Annotated in this window: 12 protein-coding genes and 2 pseudogenes; 8 read left to right on the top strand and 6 right to left on the bottom strand. The window is 39.0% G+C overall.

Translation table 11 applies throughout. The annotated features are described in order from the left end of the window. Positions 1-66: 66 nt before the first annotated feature. On the top strand, positions 67-2001 hold the full coding sequence (mnmG, locus tag BQ5903_RS11305; RefSeq protein ID WP_010499313.1) for a tRNA uridine-5-carboxymethylaminomethyl(34) synthesis enzyme MnmG: 1935 nt from the start codon (positions 67-69) through the stop codon (positions 1999-2001). Positions 2002-2140: 139 nt separating this feature from the next. Here the strand turns inward: mnmG and BQ5903_RS12345 are convergent. Continuing rightward, positions 2141-3703: pseudogene (locus BQ5903_RS12345) on the bottom strand (carboxylesterase/lipase family protein). 606 nt (positions 3704-4309) lie between these two features. On the opposite strand from BQ5903_RS12345, the gene adhE reads away from it, so the two are divergent. Next, the gene (gene adhE / locus BQ5903_RS11290; protein ID WP_010499310.1) at positions 4310-6991 is read left to right on the top strand and encodes a bifunctional acetaldehyde-CoA/alcohol dehydrogenase; all 2682 of its coding nucleotides are present in this window, start codon (positions 4310-4312) and stop codon (positions 6989-6991) included. Between the two features lie 211 nt (positions 6992-7202). Here adhE and BQ5903_RS11285 read toward each other — a convergent pair whose 3' ends face one another. Further along, a complete protein-coding gene (locus BQ5903_RS11285) occupies positions 7203-7943 on the bottom strand; it encodes an amino acid ABC transporter ATP-binding protein (protein WP_029605685.1) in 741 nt (246 codons plus the stop codon). Positions 7944-8367: 424 nt separating this feature from the next. Between BQ5903_RS11285 and BQ5903_RS11280 the strand changes: the two are divergent. Further along, positions 8368-9730, top strand: a pseudogene (locus BQ5903_RS11280) (amino acid permease). 703 nt (positions 9731-10433) lie between these two features. Here the strand turns inward: BQ5903_RS11280 and BQ5903_RS11275 are convergent. Next, entirely contained in the window at positions 10434-10871 is a 438-nt protein-coding gene (locus BQ5903_RS11275) for a MerR family transcriptional regulator (RefSeq protein ID WP_010499306.1), read from the bottom strand. A gap of 138 nt (positions 10872-11009) precedes the next feature. On the opposite strand from BQ5903_RS11275, the gene BQ5903_RS11270 reads away from it, so the two are divergent. Genes BQ5903_RS11270 through BQ5903_RS11255 form a run of 4 tightly spaced genes read left to right on the top strand, consistent with a single transcriptional unit; the run spans position 11010 to position 13087 of the window. Next, on the top strand, positions 11010-11390 hold the full coding sequence (locus BQ5903_RS11270) for a DUF2255 family protein (protein WP_079579570.1): 381 nt from the start codon (positions 11010-11012) through the stop codon (positions 11388-11390). Between the two features lie 32 nt (positions 11391-11422). Further along, complete coding sequence (locus tag BQ5903_RS11265; protein WP_079579569.1) at positions 11423-11746, top strand: carboxymuconolactone decarboxylase family protein; 324 nt, start codon at positions 11423-11425, stop codon at positions 11744-11746. A gap of 30 nt (positions 11747-11776) precedes the next feature. Further along, positions 11777-12187: a cupin domain-containing protein gene (locus tag BQ5903_RS11260; RefSeq protein ID WP_056972080.1), complete on the top strand. Its 411-nt coding sequence runs from the start codon at positions 11777-11779 to the stop codon at positions 12185-12187. Between the two features lie 36 nt (positions 12188-12223). Then, a complete protein-coding gene (locus tag BQ5903_RS11255; protein ID WP_079579568.1) occupies positions 12224-13087 on the top strand; it encodes an aldo/keto reductase in 864 nt (287 codons plus the stop codon). Between the two features lie 92 nt (positions 13088-13179). Here BQ5903_RS11255 and BQ5903_RS11250 read toward each other — a convergent pair whose 3' ends face one another. The 3 genes from BQ5903_RS11250 to nrdJ are packed head-to-tail and all read right to left on the bottom strand — an operon-like array spanning position 13180 to position 16439. Then, positions 13180-13569 (bottom strand): DUF4430 domain-containing protein, encoded by a 390-nt coding sequence (locus BQ5903_RS11250; RefSeq protein WP_010499296.1) that lies wholly within the window; start codon positions 13567-13569, stop codon positions 13180-13182. A gap of 32 nt (positions 13570-13601) precedes the next feature. Continuing rightward, entirely contained in the window at positions 13602-14159 is a 558-nt protein-coding gene (locus tag BQ5903_RS11245) for a cob(I)yrinic acid a,c-diamide adenosyltransferase (RefSeq protein WP_079579567.1), read from the bottom strand. A 33-nt stretch (positions 14160-14192) separates the two neighbouring features. After that, positions 14193-16439, bottom strand: coding sequence for a ribonucleoside-triphosphate reductase, adenosylcobalamin-dependent (gene nrdJ / locus BQ5903_RS11240; RefSeq protein WP_079579566.1), 2247 nt, complete (start codon positions 16437-16439; stop codon positions 14193-14195). A 585-nt stretch (positions 16440-17024) separates the two neighbouring features. On the opposite strand from nrdJ, the gene ltrA reads away from it, so the two are divergent. After that, a complete protein-coding gene (ltrA, locus tag BQ5903_RS11235) occupies positions 17025-18410 on the top strand; it encodes a group II intron reverse transcriptase/maturase (RefSeq protein ID WP_079579310.1) in 1386 nt (461 codons plus the stop codon). The last annotated feature ends 164 nt before the right edge of the window (positions 18411-18574 follow it).

Here is an 18574-nt window from a genome sequence, read left to right as displayed (position 1 = left end):
ACGAAATTTAGCACTTAGAAAATGATTTTGTTAACAGATGATATTTAAAACAGGAGAAGAGAAATTATGCAGGAAATAAAACAGTATGCCGGCAAAAATTACGATGTCATCGTGGTTGGCGCAGGACATGCAGGATGTGAAGCAGCTTTAGCCGCTGCGAGAATGGGAAACAAGACCTTGTTGATGACCATTAACTTGGAAATGGTTGCTTTCATGCCATGTAACCCTTCGATCGGTGGGCCTGCCAAAGGGATCGTTGTTCGTGAATTAGATGCCCTTGGCGGTGAAATGGGTCGTAATATTGATCAGACATATGTTCAGATGAGAATGCTCAACACGGGTAAAGGACCAGCAGTTCGCGCTTTACGTGCGCAAGCTGATAAACGCCAGTATTCGATTGAAATGAAGCATACTCTAGAAAAACAAGAAAACTTGACCTTACGTCAAGGGATCGTTGATGACCTGATCGTTGAAGATGGTGTGATCAAAGGTGTTGTCACAAATACTGGTGCTCGTTATGGTGCTAAGTCAGTTGTTTTGACAACAGGGACAGCAGCACGCGGAAAAATTATTATCGGTGAATTGATGTATTCATCTGGACCAAATAATACACAACCATCGATGAAATTATCTGGTAATCTGGAGAAGCTGGGCTTTGAACTCAAACGTTTCAAAACAGGGACACCACCACGTGTTGATGGAAATACGATCGACTATTCCAAGACTGATGAGCAGCCTGGTGATGAAACACCGCATCATTTTTCATATGAATCTAAGGATGAAGACTATCTTTCAGCCAAAGACCAAATGTCTTGCTGGTTAACATATACAAATGGTGGAACACATGAGATCATTCATGACAACTTAAATCGTGCCCCAATGTTTACGGGTGTGATCGAAGGTGTTGGACCGCGTTACTGTCCTTCGATCGAAGATAAGATTGTTCGTTTTGCTGACAAACCACGTCATCAATTGTTCTTGGAACCGGAAGGCAGAGACACGGATGAATACTACGTTCAAGGTCTTTCAACATCAATGCCGGAGGAAGTTCAGCAGCAATTTGTGCACTCGATCGCAGGTTTAGAGAATGCTGAAATGATGCGTCCGGGTTATGCGATCGAATATGATGTTGTCTCACCATACCAATTACGTCCAACACTCGAAACAAAATTAGTTTCTGGACTATATACAGCTGGCCAGACAAACGGAACTTCAGGTTATGAAGAAGCAGCTGGGCAGGGGATCATTGCTGGTATTAATGCTGGGCGACATGCTTTGGGCAAAGACGAAATAACCTTGAAGCGCAGCGATGCTTATATTGGAGTTATGATCGATGATCTAGTTACCAAGGGGACTAATGAACCATACCGTTTGTTAACTTCTCGAGCAGAATATCGCTTGATTTTACGGCATGATAATGCAGATCTGCGCTTGACAGATCTTGGTCATAAAATTGGGCTGATTTCAGATGAAAGATATGCACAGTTTGAAAACAAAAAGCAACTCATTGAAGCTGAAATGAAACGTTTGTCAAGCATTCGGATCAAGCCAAACGACAAGGTCAACGCATACCTTGCAGAACATGGCGAACACGAATTGAGAGACGGTATTTTGGCTAGCGACTTTTTGAAACGTCCATATGTCAAATACATGGATCTTCTGCAATTTATTCCAGCACCAGAAAATAAATTGGAACAGCAAAGTATTGAACAAATTGAGATCCAACTCAAGTATGCTGGGTATATTAAAAAGTCCATGCAGAAAGTTGAAAAATTAAAACGAATGGAAGCTAAAAAGATCCCTGACCGTATCGATTATGCAGCTGTTGACGGTATCGCCACAGAGGCTCGGCAGAAATTGGAAAAGATCCGTCCGGAAACTCTTGCTCAGGCAGGCCGGATCAGTGGGGTAAACCCAGCTGATATGTCGATCTTAGCTGTATATATTGAACAAGGAAAGATCGCTAAGATCGATGATGACCAAGTTCAACGCGGTGCCTAGATCCTTACTAATATTAAGAGCGAAAGCAACATGTTCTTAGCCATAAAAACAGCACGAAGTTTACCAAAATTTTGGAAATTTCGTGCTGTTTTTTAGTATTGGCTATCACATGAAAATTACAATTAAAAAGCTTTTACTGTTAATAATTATGCAATTGTTGGAACAGTTTGATTTTGGCCGGCGAAAGGCGTGTCATTTTTGAGTGCGAGTCCAGATCCATATATTCGTAATTTCCTCTGTTGGCAGGCCAAGCAGGCACTCCAAATGAATTTGGCTGACCGGTGTAGGCAAAGTTTACAAGGTAGCGCGACATTGTCTGCCCTAGGTAAAAGTCCTTATTAGTCCAATAATCTTTTCGTAAGTCAGAAAAATTATTTAGGAAATAGGGAACATCCGAAGTATGGAATGCACCCCATTTATCAGACTCAGGTCCAGGCATCACATGAGAAAATAGGTAATTGTATGTTCGACTACGATAATTTTTATTTCTGATACGCGCTAATTCATTTTGTTTGACTAAAAGGTCATCAACATTTAATTTGTTGGCGACTTTTGTAACGTTGGAATCGGTGGCTGGGTATAGTTTTAAGAATTGCTCTGCGTAAGATCCAGTTTTTTCACGGACCTGTTTTTCGTAGGATGCTTTGGTCAAATTATCGGTCGAGAGTAATTCACCTTCGATGTCGTCTTGAGTGTACCCGGCTAAAACGGGGATATCCATAGAATTCCCTTTTTTGACTGCATCGATGTAATTTCCAGGAACAACTTTGCCATCGATATTAGGGCGACCCTTATACTTGGCGTTGAGCACATCTTGGGCTGGAAGTTGACGCATTTGTGACAATGATTTACCCGCAAAAGCTTTGGCACCTTCAGCTTCTTTTTGTGCCAGTGATGGTAATTTCCGCTGGTAATAGTTGATACTTAAGACTGCTGCCTTGTTAAACAAGCCTTTAGCTTTTGGCGAGATCATTAAGTCGTTGATGGATTCCGCGCCGGCAGATTGACCCATCAAAGTAACATTATTGGGATTCCCGCCAAATTGATGGATATTTTGTTTGACCTACTGTAAGGCTTTGACCTGATCCATTAAATCGTAGTTACCTGATGTACCATTCTTTGCTTCTTTTGTTAGTTCAGGGTGAGCAAGAAAGCCCATAGTGCCAACTCTGTAATTGAAACTGACAAAGATCGCACCCTGTTTAGCGATGTTTTCGCCATCATAGACTGGGCATGATGAACCACCGGAGTTAAAGCCACCGCCATAAACATAAACTATGACAGGTTTGTGCTTGTTGCGGTCGGTTTTTGCCCAGATATTTAGGTTAAGCGCATCTTCGGATAAGCCAGTGTCAGCATTGACGAATTCTTGGGACCATTCTTCAAATGGAGCCGGATCATTTTGAATCGGACTTTTCCCCCAATTATTGGCCTTAAGAACGCCTTGCCATGGTTCAACATTTTGCGGGTCCTGCCAACGTAAGGTTCCAGTTGGAGACTTTGCATATGGGATCCCTTTGTAGATTGCAACATCGTGGTGTTGTGAATAAGTGCCGCTGACCTGACCGCCAGTGATATTTACTGGAATGGTAGGGTCTAGGCGATGGTTGTTATGGATCGAATGATGTGGATAAGTAAAACCAGAGAAAAGTAATAGTGACAGACCAATGATAGCGGAATGAACAAGTTTACAATACTTCAAAAAAAAGACCTCCTCTTACGACTAAGTGTTAGAAAAGGGATAATATAAGCATTTTCAGCAATCGATCACTTTGTTGTTGTCTGAAACAAGCCCGAAGTTTTATTTTTGACAGCTGAAAAATAAGAAAAATACATAAAAAATACGTGATAGCGTTTACAACTAATAATATAGCACATTCTTGATATTTGAAAAGAAAGATCCAGACATAAATATGATATTAGTATCAAACTATTTTGAACCAATCAATTTTTATAGCAAAATAACTCGAAGTATTGGTAATAATGTTAGTGTCTTTTTTAACTTAATTTTTGTGAAAACGTTAACATAATAAAAATTAATTATTCTTTTTTAAAAAAATTCCACAGCAAAGCATAAGCTGAAATCTAGTTGCATTAATATATTTAAATGCAGTTATGACGGTGTTTTGAAGAGACTTATCCTTTTAAATCAAGCTTTAAAAGAGCATAAAAAGTTAAGCGTTTTCAAAAAATAGTTTGAAAAACATTGCACAAACAGCTTGAAAAATTTCCAGAAATGATATATTATAACAAGTGAAATAATTCACAACAAATACAAAAAATAACTTCATGTTGGAGGATATTAATTATGAAAACGGCAGAAAAGAGTCAAAGCAAAGTCACCGGAAATTCACTTGATGCACAAGAAAAAGCTAACGAGTATACGGGAAAATTAGTTAGTAAAGCTGTGAAAGCCGAAGAAGAATATAGTTCTTTTACACAAGAAGAAGTCGATAAAATAGTAGCCGCTATGGCTTTAGCAGGTTCAGAAAACTCGCTAGCTTTAGCTCACGAAGCTGTTGATGAGACTCAACGCGGTGTGGTTGAAGACAAAGATACTAAAAATCGTTTTGCGACAGAAAATGTTTATCACACGATCAAGAATGATAAGACCGTTGGGATCATTGAAGATGATGTGATTCGTGGCAGTATCAAAATTGCTGCTCCTTTAGGTGTTATCGCTGGGATCGTGCCGACAACCAACCCAACTTCAACGGTTATGTTTAAGGCTATTTTAGCAATGAAGACTAGAAATGCGATCGTCTTTTCATTTCATCCACAAGCACAAAAATGTTCTGCTCATGCCGCACAGATCGTCTATGAGGCAGCCGTTAAAGCTGGTGCTCCAAAAAACATTATTCAGTGGATCGAAACTCCTTCACTTGAAAACACGACTGGTTTGATCAGAAACCAAAATATTGCAACGATCCTTGCAACTGGCGGCCCTGGTATGGTCAATGCAGCTTTGAGCTCGGGGAACCCTTCACTTGGTGTTGGTGCTGGGAATGGTGCAGTGTTTGTTGATCATACTGCTAGGATCGACCGTGCGATCGAGGATCTACTGTTATCCAAGCGCTTTGATAATGGGATGATTTGTGCCACTGAAAATTCAGCAGTCGTTGAAGCTCCGATTTATGCAGAGTGGTTGCAAAAGATGCAAGATCGTGGTGCCTATTTGGTTCCTAAAAAAGATTATCAAAAATTAGCAGATTTTGTGTTTAATGAAAAGCATGGTGTCAATGGGAAGATTGCTGGGAAATCAGCACATTGGATTGCAGATCACGCTGGAATTAAAATGCCTAATGATAAAGATGTTTTGATGTTCGAATTAGATCGTAAGAACATTGGTGAAAAGCTTTCTTCTGAAAAATTATGTCCAATGATCTCTGTTTACCGAGCAAAAGATAGAGAAGAAGGGGTCGAAATTGTTTGTGAGTTGCTTAACTATCAAGGTGCTGGCCATAACGCAGCTATTCAAGTTGGGACACAGGCTGACCCATTCATTAAAGAATTTGCTAACCGGACTGAAGTCTCTCGGATCTTAGTGAACCAACCTGATGCACTCGGTGGTATCGGAGATATTTATACCGACGCAATGCGTGCTAGTTTGACGCTTGGAACAGGTTCCTGGGGGGATAATTCATTGTCACATAACTTGTCGACAGAAGATCTGTTGAATATTAAAACAATCGCTAAACGGCGTAACCGTCCACAATGGATTCGTTTGCCAGAAGATATTTTCTTTGAAAAAGATTCAGTCACTTACTTGCAAGAGATGCCCGGCCTAGAAAAAGTCTTTATTGTTGCAGATCCTGGTATGGTACAGTTCGGATTTGTCGATAAAGTTTATTCCCAGTTAGACATTAGACCTAACCGAGTTAAGACTTCTCTTTACGGCACAGTTGATCCTGACCCAACCTTGAGCCAAACAATTGAAATTGCTAAGCAAATGCATCAATTCAAACCTGATACGATCATCGCTATCGGTGGTGGTTCAGCCCTTGATGCCGCAAAGATCGCCCGTTATATCTATGAATATTCTTACGATAAAGAAGGGTTCTTAGATGACTACAGCAAGGTCAGTGCTTTGTTTGTCAAGTTGCAACAGAAATTTATGGATATCAGAAAGAGGATCGTAACCTTCAAGCATCAGACACATACGAAGATGGTTGCTATCCCAACGACCTCTGGGACAGGTTCAGAAGTTACTCCGTATGCCGTAATTACAGATGATGAAACACACGTTAAGTATCCATTGACTGACTACGAACTAACTCCAGAAGTATCAATTATCGACCCGCGTTTTGCTTTGACAGTTCCAGCACGGACAGTTGCATTATCTGGTTTAGATACTTTATCTCATGCTTTGGAATCGTATGTTTCAGTAATGTCTTCAGAGTTTACACGTCCTTGGGCACTACAAGCTATCAAGTTAGTCTTTGAAAATCTGGAAGATTCCTATAATTATCGGATCGAACACAGAACCAAAGGCGGCGAAAAATCCAGAGTTAACATGCACTATGCAGCCGCTTTGGCCGGAATGTCCTTTGCTAATGCTTTCTTAGGGATCAATCATTCCTTGGCTCATAAGACTGGTGGGGAATTTGGTTTACCGCATGGTTTGGCTATTTCGATCGCAATGAAACACGTAATTAAATTTAACGGTGTTAGCGGCAAAGTTAAACGGACACCATTCCCACGTTACGAAGTTTATAGTGCACAAAAAGATTATGCTGACATCGCACGTTATCTTGGCTTGAAAGGTAAGAATGATCAAGAATTAGTGGATGCATTATGCGATAAGATCGATCAATTAATGAAGGCAGTTGGCGTCACACCAACATTGTCTGCTAACGGCGTAACAAAGGAACAATTCAATGGTTCTTTAGATAAATTGGTAGACTTAGTTTATAACGATCAGTGTACGGCAGTAAATCCACGCCAACCAAGTTTAGCTGAGATCAAGCAACTCTTGCAAGATCAATTTTAATGACTATATAAATCTATTTTTTGATCCTCGTCTACATTGGATGAGGGTCTTTTTGGTGGTTAGGAAACAAACTGCAGAATAACGCAATCGTTGTTACAGTAAGGCTTCAATCTTTTGGAATATGTTTAAGGGCCGTCGATTTAACCCATGTAATGGGATAGATCGACGGCCCCTTTATGATCGGACAGCTAGTTATGTCCTAGATCCTTTATTATTTATGAATGAGGACTTTGCTTAAGAATTTTTGGGCTCGCGGTTGCGAGGGGTCGGTGTAAAACTTCTCAACTGGATCATCTTCAATGATCTCTCCTTGATCGATAAAGATCACGCGGTCTGCTACTTCGCGTGCAAAATCCATCTCGTGAGTAACTATAACGATCGTTTTATCAGTAGAGCTAACAATTTCTTTGATGGTATTGAGAACATCGTCGATCATTTCGGGATCTAGGGCACTAGTTGGCTCATCAAATAACAAAACTTTTGGATCCATTGCTAACGCGCGTGCGATTGCTGCTCTTTGCTTTTGACCACCTGATAACTCGCGCGGTTTTGCTGCCGTTTTTGAAGTTAGTCCAACTTGGATCAAATACTGCATTGCAGCTTCCTTATTCTCTGTTTCGTTTTTCTTGAGAACGATCCGCGGTGCTAACATTACATTTTCCAAAACAGTTTTGTTTTCATACAAATTAAAATGTTGGAAAACCATCCCGATATCACGACGTAAGGCGTTTAAATCAGCTTTTCTATCGGATAAATCGATACCGTTCACGATGAGCTGTCCGGATTGAATACTTTCAAGTCCGTTGATTGTTTTGATCAAGGTGCTTTTTCCAGAGCCGGAGGGGCCAACGATGACCACGACTTCACCTTGATAGATTTTTAAATCGATATCTGTTAATGCATGAAATTTGTCATAGTATTTGTTTACTTTCTCAAATTCGATCATTGCCATAAGACATCCACTCCTATCTGCAGCTTTTTTATAAAAATAAGCTAAACGAAATTAATTGTTTGTTAAAACGTTTGTCATATTTGCTCAGAGGTATCTTCAAAACAATTTGAAAATGAGACTAAAATGCTGAAAGACAGGGATCAATTCACCCTAAATATACTACTCTTTTTACTTTTCTACTATATTAAAAGATTGCAGGGTCCAGTTGTTTTTCAAAAATTAGTGCAAATTTTTGCTTCTATATTATGAAAAGATAAGAATTTGTATTACCATTGGGAAAGTAATAATTTTTAGGATAAATCTGGATGAGCTTAAATTTTGAATAGTGTTTAAAAATAATTATTCTATAGTTAACGCGATAACAGAACTATTTAGTTTTAAAGATAGTAGAGTTATTGCCAGATAAAATAGTAAGGAGATTTATATGAATCGAAAATTAAAATCACGACAAGCCAAATGATCGCTTTGGGAGGGACGATCGGTGTAGGCTTGTTTATGGGCGCAAACTCTTCAATAAAATGGACTGGGCCGTCAGTACTGTTAGCCTATGCTTTGGCGGGTGTTTTTCTGTATTTGATCATGCGTGCCTTAGGTGAGATGCTGTACATAGATCCAGCAACGGGTTCGTTTGCCAAGTATGCTACAGAATATATTCATCCGTTTTTTGGCTTTTTAACTGCTTGGTGTAATGTTTTCCAGTGGGTTATCGTTGGAATGAGTGAAATGATCGCCTTAGGGGGATATTTTGCTTTTTGGTGGCCTAATTTGCCGCAATGGCTCCCAGGCTTGATCGCGTTGATCATCATTACGTTAGCTAACTTAGCATCTGTTAAAGCCTTTGGAGAAATGGAATTTTGGTTTGCTTTGATCAAAGTCTTAACTATTATTTCTATGATCATTGCTGGGGCTTTATTAATTTTTGTCGGAGGGGGCAATGATTTTCATCCGATCGGTCTGGACAATTTATGGACACACGGTTTTTTTACTGGGGGATGGAAGGGCTTCTTCTTTTCTTTAGCTATTGTCGTGGGTTCTTATCAAGGAATGGAACTGATCGGTGTTAGTGCTGGTGAAACTGAAAATCCCCAGAAAACTTTAGTTCAAGCAATCAAGTCGATGATCTGGAGGATATTGATTTTTTATATTGGTGCAATTTTTGTGATTTTATGTATCTACCCATGGGATAAGCTCGGCGAAGTGGGCTCACCATTTGTGCAAACTTTTGCTAAATTTGGCACTCCGCTCGCTGCGGGATTAATTAATTTTGTTGTGATAACAGCAGCTTTATTAGGCGCAAATTCCGGGATCTATAGCTCCAGTCGGATGCTTCATACTTTAGCTGATAAAAAACAGCTGCCGCATAAATTTACGCTGTCAGGACGAAATGGTATTCCTATTTATAGTGTTTTGGCGGTTTCATGTGGAATTTTTTGGGTGTTTTATTGAATTTGATCCTACCATTGATATACAAGGATGCTGGTTCGGTTTTTGTCAAAGTTTTCAGTGCCAGTATTTTACCGGGAATGATACCATGGTTTGTGATCTTAGTCAGTCAGATAAAGTTTCGTAAGGTTCACCAAGAAAAATATGCAGACCATCCCTTTAAAATGCCTTTTTCACCTTATACGAATTACTTAACATTGTTCTTTTTGTTCGTTGTTTTGATTTTTATGTTTTTAAACAGCGAGACCAGAGTCTCTGTTATTGTTGGGGTAATATTCATTCTTTTCTTGGTTATTATTTATTTTTCTAAGCGAGGTACAAAAGCTGGGGCAAAGGACCTGTAAATCCTGGTAAAAGATATTTAAAAAGACAGTTGTTAAGGTGAACGTTGATCTTCTAGAACTCATTCGAAGATCAGCGGTTTACTAGCAGATAGTGGTTGGACAGTAATGTAAGTAAAACAAACGGGCTGGAGAAATCAAAAATCGATTTTTCCAGCCCATTTACATAACTTGGACTTATTACGAGTCACTTCTTTATTTATCCCAACCAAACTCTGAATATGGGATTTGTTGTAAATAGTTATATACACCAAGTTTACGATTTTTTATTAATTGGGAAGGCAGCTTATCTAAGGAAGCCCAAGTTAGTTCACTGTTTTTATCAGGTTCCATGATTTTTGGAGTACCATGGTACTTTTGGATAAGAAAATAAGCATTATGGTAAATTTTGCCAGTTTCTACGTCATTTTTGTGAATCAGCGTGACAAATTTAATGTCTTCTAAGTCTGTTTTCGGGGGGGGACGGTGCCTTACTAGCTAATCACAAAAAAGAACATATAATAGCTTTATGATATGCTCTCCTTATAGTAGACATGGAAATAAACAAAATCCGTATTCTACTGATAAGGAGAGCATATTAAAATCCTCAGCCAACTTAAGGGTCATTTGTTGCATTGTTTAGACCCTGCCAGATTTTTTGTTGTTAAAAGGCTGATCTTATGGAAAAGACGAGGGTCTATTACTAATAATGGACCCTGCTTTTAACTTATTCATGATGTCCTAATCTTTGCAAATATCCAGCAAAATCTTCATCTTCAGAAATAATTCCTGTTTCTTTTTCTTCATACCAGTTGATTTTGTCGTTTAAAATTTGCAGATGATGTTGAATTTCTGAAAATTGCTGTAAAAAATTATTTTTAGTTGTTTTTAAAAGCTTTAGACGTTGTGGAATAGTACTGTCTCCTTGTTCGCGCCACATAATATATTGCTTGAGTTCTTTAATACTCATACCAGTTCCTTTTAAATGATTTAAGAATTTAAGCCAACTAACATCTTCTGCGGTATAGTAGCGCCGTCCATTAAGATCTCGCTGTGGTTTGATCAAGCCTTCGTTTTCATAGTATCTTAAGGTGGAAGCTGGCAAATTAAATTTATGGCTGAATTCCCCGATATTATATTTTGTATTGTTAGAGAAATTATTCATTTTAGTCTCTCCTTAAAGTTAGATTCATTAACTATTATATAAAAATAGGCTGAAAAACAAAACTTTTCGTTTTCGTTGACTTAAAGTGTACTTTAAGTAGTATATTAAATTTCAGAGGTTAGGAATGGAGGTAAACGAATGAGCAAGCAGTGGACAACGGAACAATTAAATAAATTCACGAATGCTGATGACCTGCATGTTTCGCATTTTTATGCGGACAGAAAAACCTATGGAACGCCAACATGGGTCTGGACAGTTGTTGTCGACCATAATTTATACGTGCGAGCTTATAATGGTCAAAATTCTAGGTGGTATCAGTCAGCTATGGTACAACAAGCTGGTAAGATCAAACTAACAGGTAAAGGATTTGAAACAAAATTTATAGATGCAGCAGGGAACAATGAACTGGATTTAAAAATCAGTTCTGCATATCAAGCAAAGTATAAAGACAGTCCATATTTACCGCCTATGCTAAAAAAAGGTCCAGTCAATGCAACGGTTAAAATTTTACCTAGATAGTTTAATAAATTTATTTTATAGGAGGGATTTTTATGGTTAAGAAACAAACCGCCGGACAAGAACAGTTAGGTGCTTTTGCACCACAATTTGCCCACTTAAATGATGATGTTTTATTTAGGGAAGTTTGGAGTAAAGAAGACCAGTTATCTGCGCATGATCGTTCACTAGTAACTATTGCAGCGCTGATTTCCATGGGAAACACTGAGCAGTTAACGACTCACTTACAAATTGGGAAAAATAACGGTATTACACAGGAAGAAATTGTTGCTGAAATCACCCACTTAGCTTTTTATGTCGGTTGGCCGAAAGCCTGGTCAGCTTTTAACCGAGCAAAAGAAATTTGGCAGGAAAAATAATTCGTTTTAGACAAGATAAGGAGGAGAAGAATGACAGCGAAAAAAGTTGAACAACCAGGAGTATTTGCGACTGGGTCAAAAAACGATGCTTATGCCCAATACTTTATTGGTCAAAGCTATAACAATAAGTTAGTAACTCCTGGGAAAGATGTTAGTGTTCCTGTAGGAAATGTAACATTTGAGCCTGGTTGTCGTAATAACTGGCATATTCATCATCACGGGAGTCAAATTTTACTAGTTACTGGCGGCGAAGGCTGGTATCAAGAAGAAGGTAAACCAGCCCAACGATTAAAGCCAGGTGATGTCGTGATCGCACATGATGGCATAAAACATTGGCATGGGGCAACTAAAGATTCGTGGTTTAGTCATTTAGCCATTACTACAGGTACTTCAGAATGGCTCGAACCAGTGACAGATAAAGAATATTCTGCATTATCTTAAGTTAGCAGCAGCTGATTGAATAAGGAAGGTAGAAAGATGACAATTCTAAATGAAAAGTACACTTTAAATAATGGTGTTAAAATCCCTAAACTAGGTTTTGGTACGTGGTTGATCGACAATGATAAAGCAGCTACAGTAGTTCAACAAGCAGCCCGAATCGGATATCGTCACTTTGACACTGCACAAGCCTACGGCAATGAGGAAGGTGTTGGTGTCGGATTAAGGGAAACCGGCCTTAACCGGGATGATTTATTTGTGACAACTAAGGTGCAAGCTGAATTTAAAGACTATTCGACGGTTAAGAAATCTATTGACCAATCGTTACAAAAACTAGGGTTAGATTATGTGGACCTATTATTGATCCATGCTCCTGAACCGTGGACTGAATTTCATGGCGAGAACCATTATTTTAAAGAAAACTTAGAAGTTTGGCGTGCCATGGAAGAAGTGCTTCAAGCGGGCAAGGTTCGTGCAATCGGTGTTTCTAATTTTTTACAAACGGACTTAACTAATATTTTAGAAAAGGGTTCAGTTAAACCTGCAGTTAACCAATTATTAACGCATATTGGTAATACTTCTTTTGATTTACTGAAACAAGCAAAGCAAAATGATGTCTTAGTTGAAGCCTATTCACCCGTGGCACATGGTGAAATCTTGCAAAATGAACGGATCAAGCAAATGGCGCATAAATATCGAGTTTCAGTCCCGCAATTGGCAATTCGTTATTGCTTGGAATTAGGAACCTTGCCCTTACCTAAGAGTGAAGATCCGGAACATATTGCTAATAATGCGGACGTTAATTTTAAAATAGCCGTAGAAGATATGCAGACTTTACAAAACCTACCACAAGATAAAGATTATGGTAATTCAAGTGCTTTTCCTGTATTTAGCGGCAAATGATTTAATAGTCATAAAAAAATAAGGTTCTCCTATATGAAAAGGGAGTTCCTTATTTTTTAGATGATAACCTTTAGTTGCTATTAATAAAACATTCACTCACTTACTTTTTGAAGTGTAAAAACAATTTTATTTTTGTCTTTGACGTTTTGTTGTTTTACACCTTTACTTGCTTTCTTACCGTTAATAGTATACATCCAATACTTTTGCTTTTTGTCATTTTGCTTATGGCCGTTGATCTCTGTGATCATTCCTTTGTGTTCTTTAGTTGGCCAAGCCTTTTTAAGTCCCGTGTCAACTTTGGTGCCTTTCTTAAGTTGTACATTCTTAGTACCTAAAGATCGTCTGCCAGATTTTAACTGGTAAGTAACCCTAACAGTATCATTTTTCTTAACTTGTTTTAAATTATTGTTTTGTCTAGAACACCCAGTAGCAAAAAGCATATTTAACAATACTAATAAAGTTACAGAATATTTTTTTAACATTTTTTTCTCCGTATCATTATTTTTTAAATTGTTTATTTACTAAATGAATTTTTGGACTTTGCACATACGTCCTCGTAACCATCCATAAAGTTAGCATAACGCGCCAAAACAAATAAATAATCAGATAGCCGATTCATAAATTTTAACTCTGATTCAGCTAAAGTTTGTTGAGTATCATTGAGCTTAGCTGCTGTTCTTTCAGCTTTCCGAGCTAAAGTTCTGGCATATTGTAAATTAGCCCCGGTTTGCTGACCTCCAGGTAGGATGAAGGCCTTAATTTCTGGCGTCTCATTATTTAATTCGTCGATCTTTTTTTCAAGTATGTCGACATCTTTATCCTGAATATTGTGATGACGTTTGATCGCAATATCAGCCTGTAATTCATATAATTTACGTTGTAAGTGTTTGATGTTTGGCTCTAACTGTTTGTTTTTGATACTTAAAGACGCACAAGTTACTCCTAGCCAAGATTCTAATTCATCAATTTGTCCTAATGTTTCTATTTGCAAGTCATATTTAGGGACCATGTGACCAGTAACTTGTTTGGTCTGTCCTTTATCGCCCACTCCAGTATAAATTTTTAGCTTCATTCTGTCTTCTCCTGCTTTGCCTTTTGCGACAATTTATTTGACTGGACAAGCTCCACCTTCACAATCTTCTTGACCAACGATTTCAAACTCTTCCTGATCTTGACCCTGATTTTGACGTGCAAAGACTGTCTGTACATCATGCTTGATTTCGGCTTGTTTATGTTTAAAGGTAGCTTTGCTAATTGGTTTCTTGGGAGCTTGTTTAAAATCAGCACCAGAATATGGTAAAAGAGAAGTAGATTTTGTAATAAAACGATATTGATTTAATAGGTCACTTATTTCTGGAGCTTCCTCAGGTTGAAAAGTAATCGTGCAGCTGACCGCATTATCTGACCAGTATTCTTGTAAGAAAGCCTGAGTTGCAAATTGTTCAGCAATTGAAACTGTTCCAGCTGAAGCAAACTCCGGGTCGTCTGCATGTGGTGCACGCATTGGAAATTCAACGCACATGGTATTTTTAGTATAAACATCTGGCTCCATATGATAGCCAGCGGCACTTAATGACAAAAGTAATGGATCATTATCTTGAAAACGAATACGTTGAATTAAGTAACCAGCGTAATGAAAGTGCATTCCTTCTGAAGCACCGGCCAATTTTGCAACTGTTCCAGAAGGCTTGACAGTTGTATGTTTAAGCGAAGGAACACAATTAAGAGTCTGCGAATATTCTTTATCAGCTTGGATAACTGCTTGATAAAGTTGAGTGACCTTATGTGCAGCTTTTTGGTCATAAATAGGGCGTTTTACTTTTTTACCAGTTACTGGGTCATTGCCTTCGCCAAAACCACGAACCACACGATGCCCAAATTCATTTAAAATCCAATCTTGAATTCCAGACATTGAGATACCGATCCGACGATTTTGAGCAATGATAGTACGCGAAATTTCCCAATCATAGTGGCTAAAAGTCACGCGTTTAGCAAATCTTGTTCCTAACGTAAAGACTTCTTGTAAATTCCAGCCTTGTTGAGTGGCGATTCCCGGAAAAACTTCAAATAAATTACATGGTTCCCCATTTGCTAAAGAAATCTCACCACATGGATTTGTACCTTCAACATTAGGATCGATCCCAGTTTGTTTACCGTCCACAATGCGCCCATAATTTTTTGATAAGTCAAGGTTCACAATTCCTGGTTCCCCATTTTTACGTAACGAATTAGCAACTTCATCATAATTATTAAAGTTAGAATCAACAGCTACACTGTTATTAGAGGCCCACCGGTGATGATAAAGTTTGGCTCGATCTTGTTTCATGTTAATAAAGGCATGGTCATCAGCAGATCCCAGTGCCAATTCAGCTGAGCGACGCACATTACCCGCTACTACGGCTTTTCCAATTAAATTACCAATATCAGTACACTCTACAGAACTTAATTTTTTCCCAGCTTGTTCATTCAGAATTTGGTTAATATCAAAAAGCATCTCAACTAGTGGTGCTGGACCAGATGCGGTTCCACCAAACCCATGGATTGCTTCACCTCGCGCACGAATATGACTAACATCCAGCACAAGATCGGTGGAGCCAGTTATATTAGTAGAACTAAAATGATGATCGATCATCGTAGCATTTGCCAAGACCCAGCCCTCACGAGTGTCAGGAAGTTCATATAAATCATAATTATCTGGAACATGACCCGCTAACCATCGTTCCTTGTCTTGTGCTCCCATTTTAACTGTTTCAGCATAAGCTTTACTGTTGTGACTGATCAAAATGGTTAAATTGACTGTATTATCAACAGTTGGTAATTGATTGATGTTTTCTTGTGTGACGGAAAAGCCTACTCCGCCGCCCTTCATTAATTGATCAAACATAAATGAAAAGGGCATGGATGCTGCTGTCTGATCTTGAGTTAGATATTCAGGCACAATGTGACTATCGCCATATGCTTGAGGACGTATTGCAATAAACCAGCAATTGTTTAAAGCATCACCGTGTTCTTGTTGATATTTTGTGCCAGAAATCCACAGATTTCTCCCTGAGGGTGTCGCTCCTAAACCATAAATCAGACGAAAAAGCTTTTGCGCTTCTTGAGTTAGCTCGTCTTTTATTTTGGGGCTAGGATCATACTGCAAACGTGGGTCTAGATTAATATTACCCTCAACAGTCCGTTTAACAGTCTCATCCCAATTTTCTGTACGCTGTTTTTCAGGTAAATAACGTGCATAGGTCCTTTTATAAGTAACCCAGCCCAAAGGTCCCCAATGAGGTTTGATAGATTCTTTGATTTGCTCAATGAACTCATTAGATAGACTGATTTTTTCTTTTTGGATAGTTTTCATAAAGGTCCTCCTTTGTTCTTTTATACTATATATGGTATATCCTAATGAGAATTAATACAACATATAGTAGAAGTGTAAAAAGGAGAAATATAAATAAAAAGCGATAGGTGCAAAAACTATAGCGAATTTTTTTAATTTTTAAAATCTAATTTTTAGGTGCGCCCGGCATGGGCAGTAACTAGGCGGTGTAAGTCCGCTGTGAGCCGTAGTGGCCGGTATCACGAGTCGAAGACAAGGGTGTCTATCGTGAGGTAGAATCTGAAGGAAGTCCTAGACGAAACATCGAATCGATGAACAAGAAGTGGCTAAAAGGCTGGAAACGGTGGGATGAGATTGCCTAACAAATCGAAGTCCCTGACCACTCGAAACCGTCACAGTAAAGCCAACGGTTTGATGCGAAAGCTACTGTTCTTACCCGGGGAGGTCTGTCATGGTAGTTCTCTCAAGCTGGAAGTTATTTCTGGCAGGAACAGGCTCAATAGTAATGTTGAGTTGTCCATGACAGAAGTCAGCCGAGGCCATAGTAGCCAGTAATGGTGAAGGGCTGAACAACAATAATTTTGATTCATCCTGGAGGTGGAAACAATACGACAATCGCAGAAAACAGAAAATAAAGCTGACTACCTGCGGAGGGTAACCCTGGAAGGGTCAGAGCAAACAGGAGCGCGTAGCGTTGTTTCTGGTGAAAAGAGAACTCAAAATGGCTTATTACGTGAGAAGGTCTTAGACCGGAATAATTTAAATCGGGCCTTTGTCCATGTCAAGCGTAATAAAGGGGCTGGAGGAATTGACGGCATGTCCGTTGAGGAACTTGGCCCATACTTGAAAGAGAATAACGTAAAACTAATCGAGGCCTTGCGAACCGAAAGCTATGAACCCCAACCTGTCAAACGAGTTGAGATTCCTAAGCCAGATGGTTCGAAACGTCAGTTAGGAATCCCAACGGTCGTTGACCGTGTGGTTCAACAGGCGTTACAACAGCAACTGTCTCCTATTTTTGAAAAAGTATTCTCAGATAATAGTTATGGTTTTCGCCCACACCGCAGTGCACAAAGTGCTGTGAAAAAGGTGGTTGCTTATTATAATCAGGGTTATCACTACGTGGTCGACCTTGATTTAAAGTCCTATTTTGACAATGTGAACCATGATTTACTAATTAAATTTGTTGAAAATTACATTAGTGAGCCATGGGTCTTGCATTTGATTCGTAAGTTCTTGACGAGTGGTGTGATGAATGGTCGATTTTTCGAGAAGTCCGCTAAAGGTACACCGCAAGGTGGCAATATTTCACCATTACTAGCAAATATTTATCTGAACGAGCTGGACAAAGAATTGACCAGAAGAGGACATAAATTTGTACGCTATGCGGATGACTGTAATATCTATGTTAAAAGTAAGCGTGCGGGTGAACGGGTTCTCAAAAGCATCACCCAGTTTTTAGAAAAGGAACTCAAAGTTGAAGTGAATGCAGAAAAGACGCAAGTCGGTTCTCCACTAAGACTGAAGTTTCTAGGTTTTTCTCTGGGTGTGGGACGCAATAGCGCCTACCCGCGTCCTCATCAAAAACCTAAACAGAGAATTAAACAGGAATTGACAAGAATCACCAAGAGAAGCCGAGGCGTCAGCCTTGATAGGATTCTGCATGAAATTAAGCAGAAAATGCAGGGCTGGATCCAATATTATTCCATTGGGAAGATGAAAATCTTTCTCCAACAACTAGACAAATGGTTGCGCTCGCGCATCCGCCAGTATATCTGGAAACAGTGGAAGAATATCGGAACCCGTTATAAAGCGTTGATTAAACTAGGCTTGACACCCAAACAGGCGAAAATCTACGTCAATACTCGTAAGGGATACTGGCGCAACGCGCACAGTAAAACACTGTTGATGACCATAACTAATAAAAGACTGGCACAGCGTGGGCTAATAAATCTGTCCAAACTGTACCAGTCTATTCAAGCAAAAGCTTAAGTTGTTGAACCGCCGTATACGGTTCCGTACGTACGGTGGTGTGGGAGGTCGATAGTGTGAACTATCTCCTACCCGATTATAAACATTGGATCCTATAAGGAATTGAGCAAAAAATAGAGGATTCATTTCTCACAAATGGCCTCTAAGAAAGATTAAATTGCTCG

The organism is Ligilactobacillus acidipiscis (assembly GCF_900116935.1).
Taxonomy (GTDB): domain Bacteria; phylum Bacillota; class Bacilli; order Lactobacillales; family Lactobacillaceae; genus Ligilactobacillus; species Ligilactobacillus acidipiscis.
This window is presented reverse-complemented; position numbering and strand designations above follow the sequence as displayed.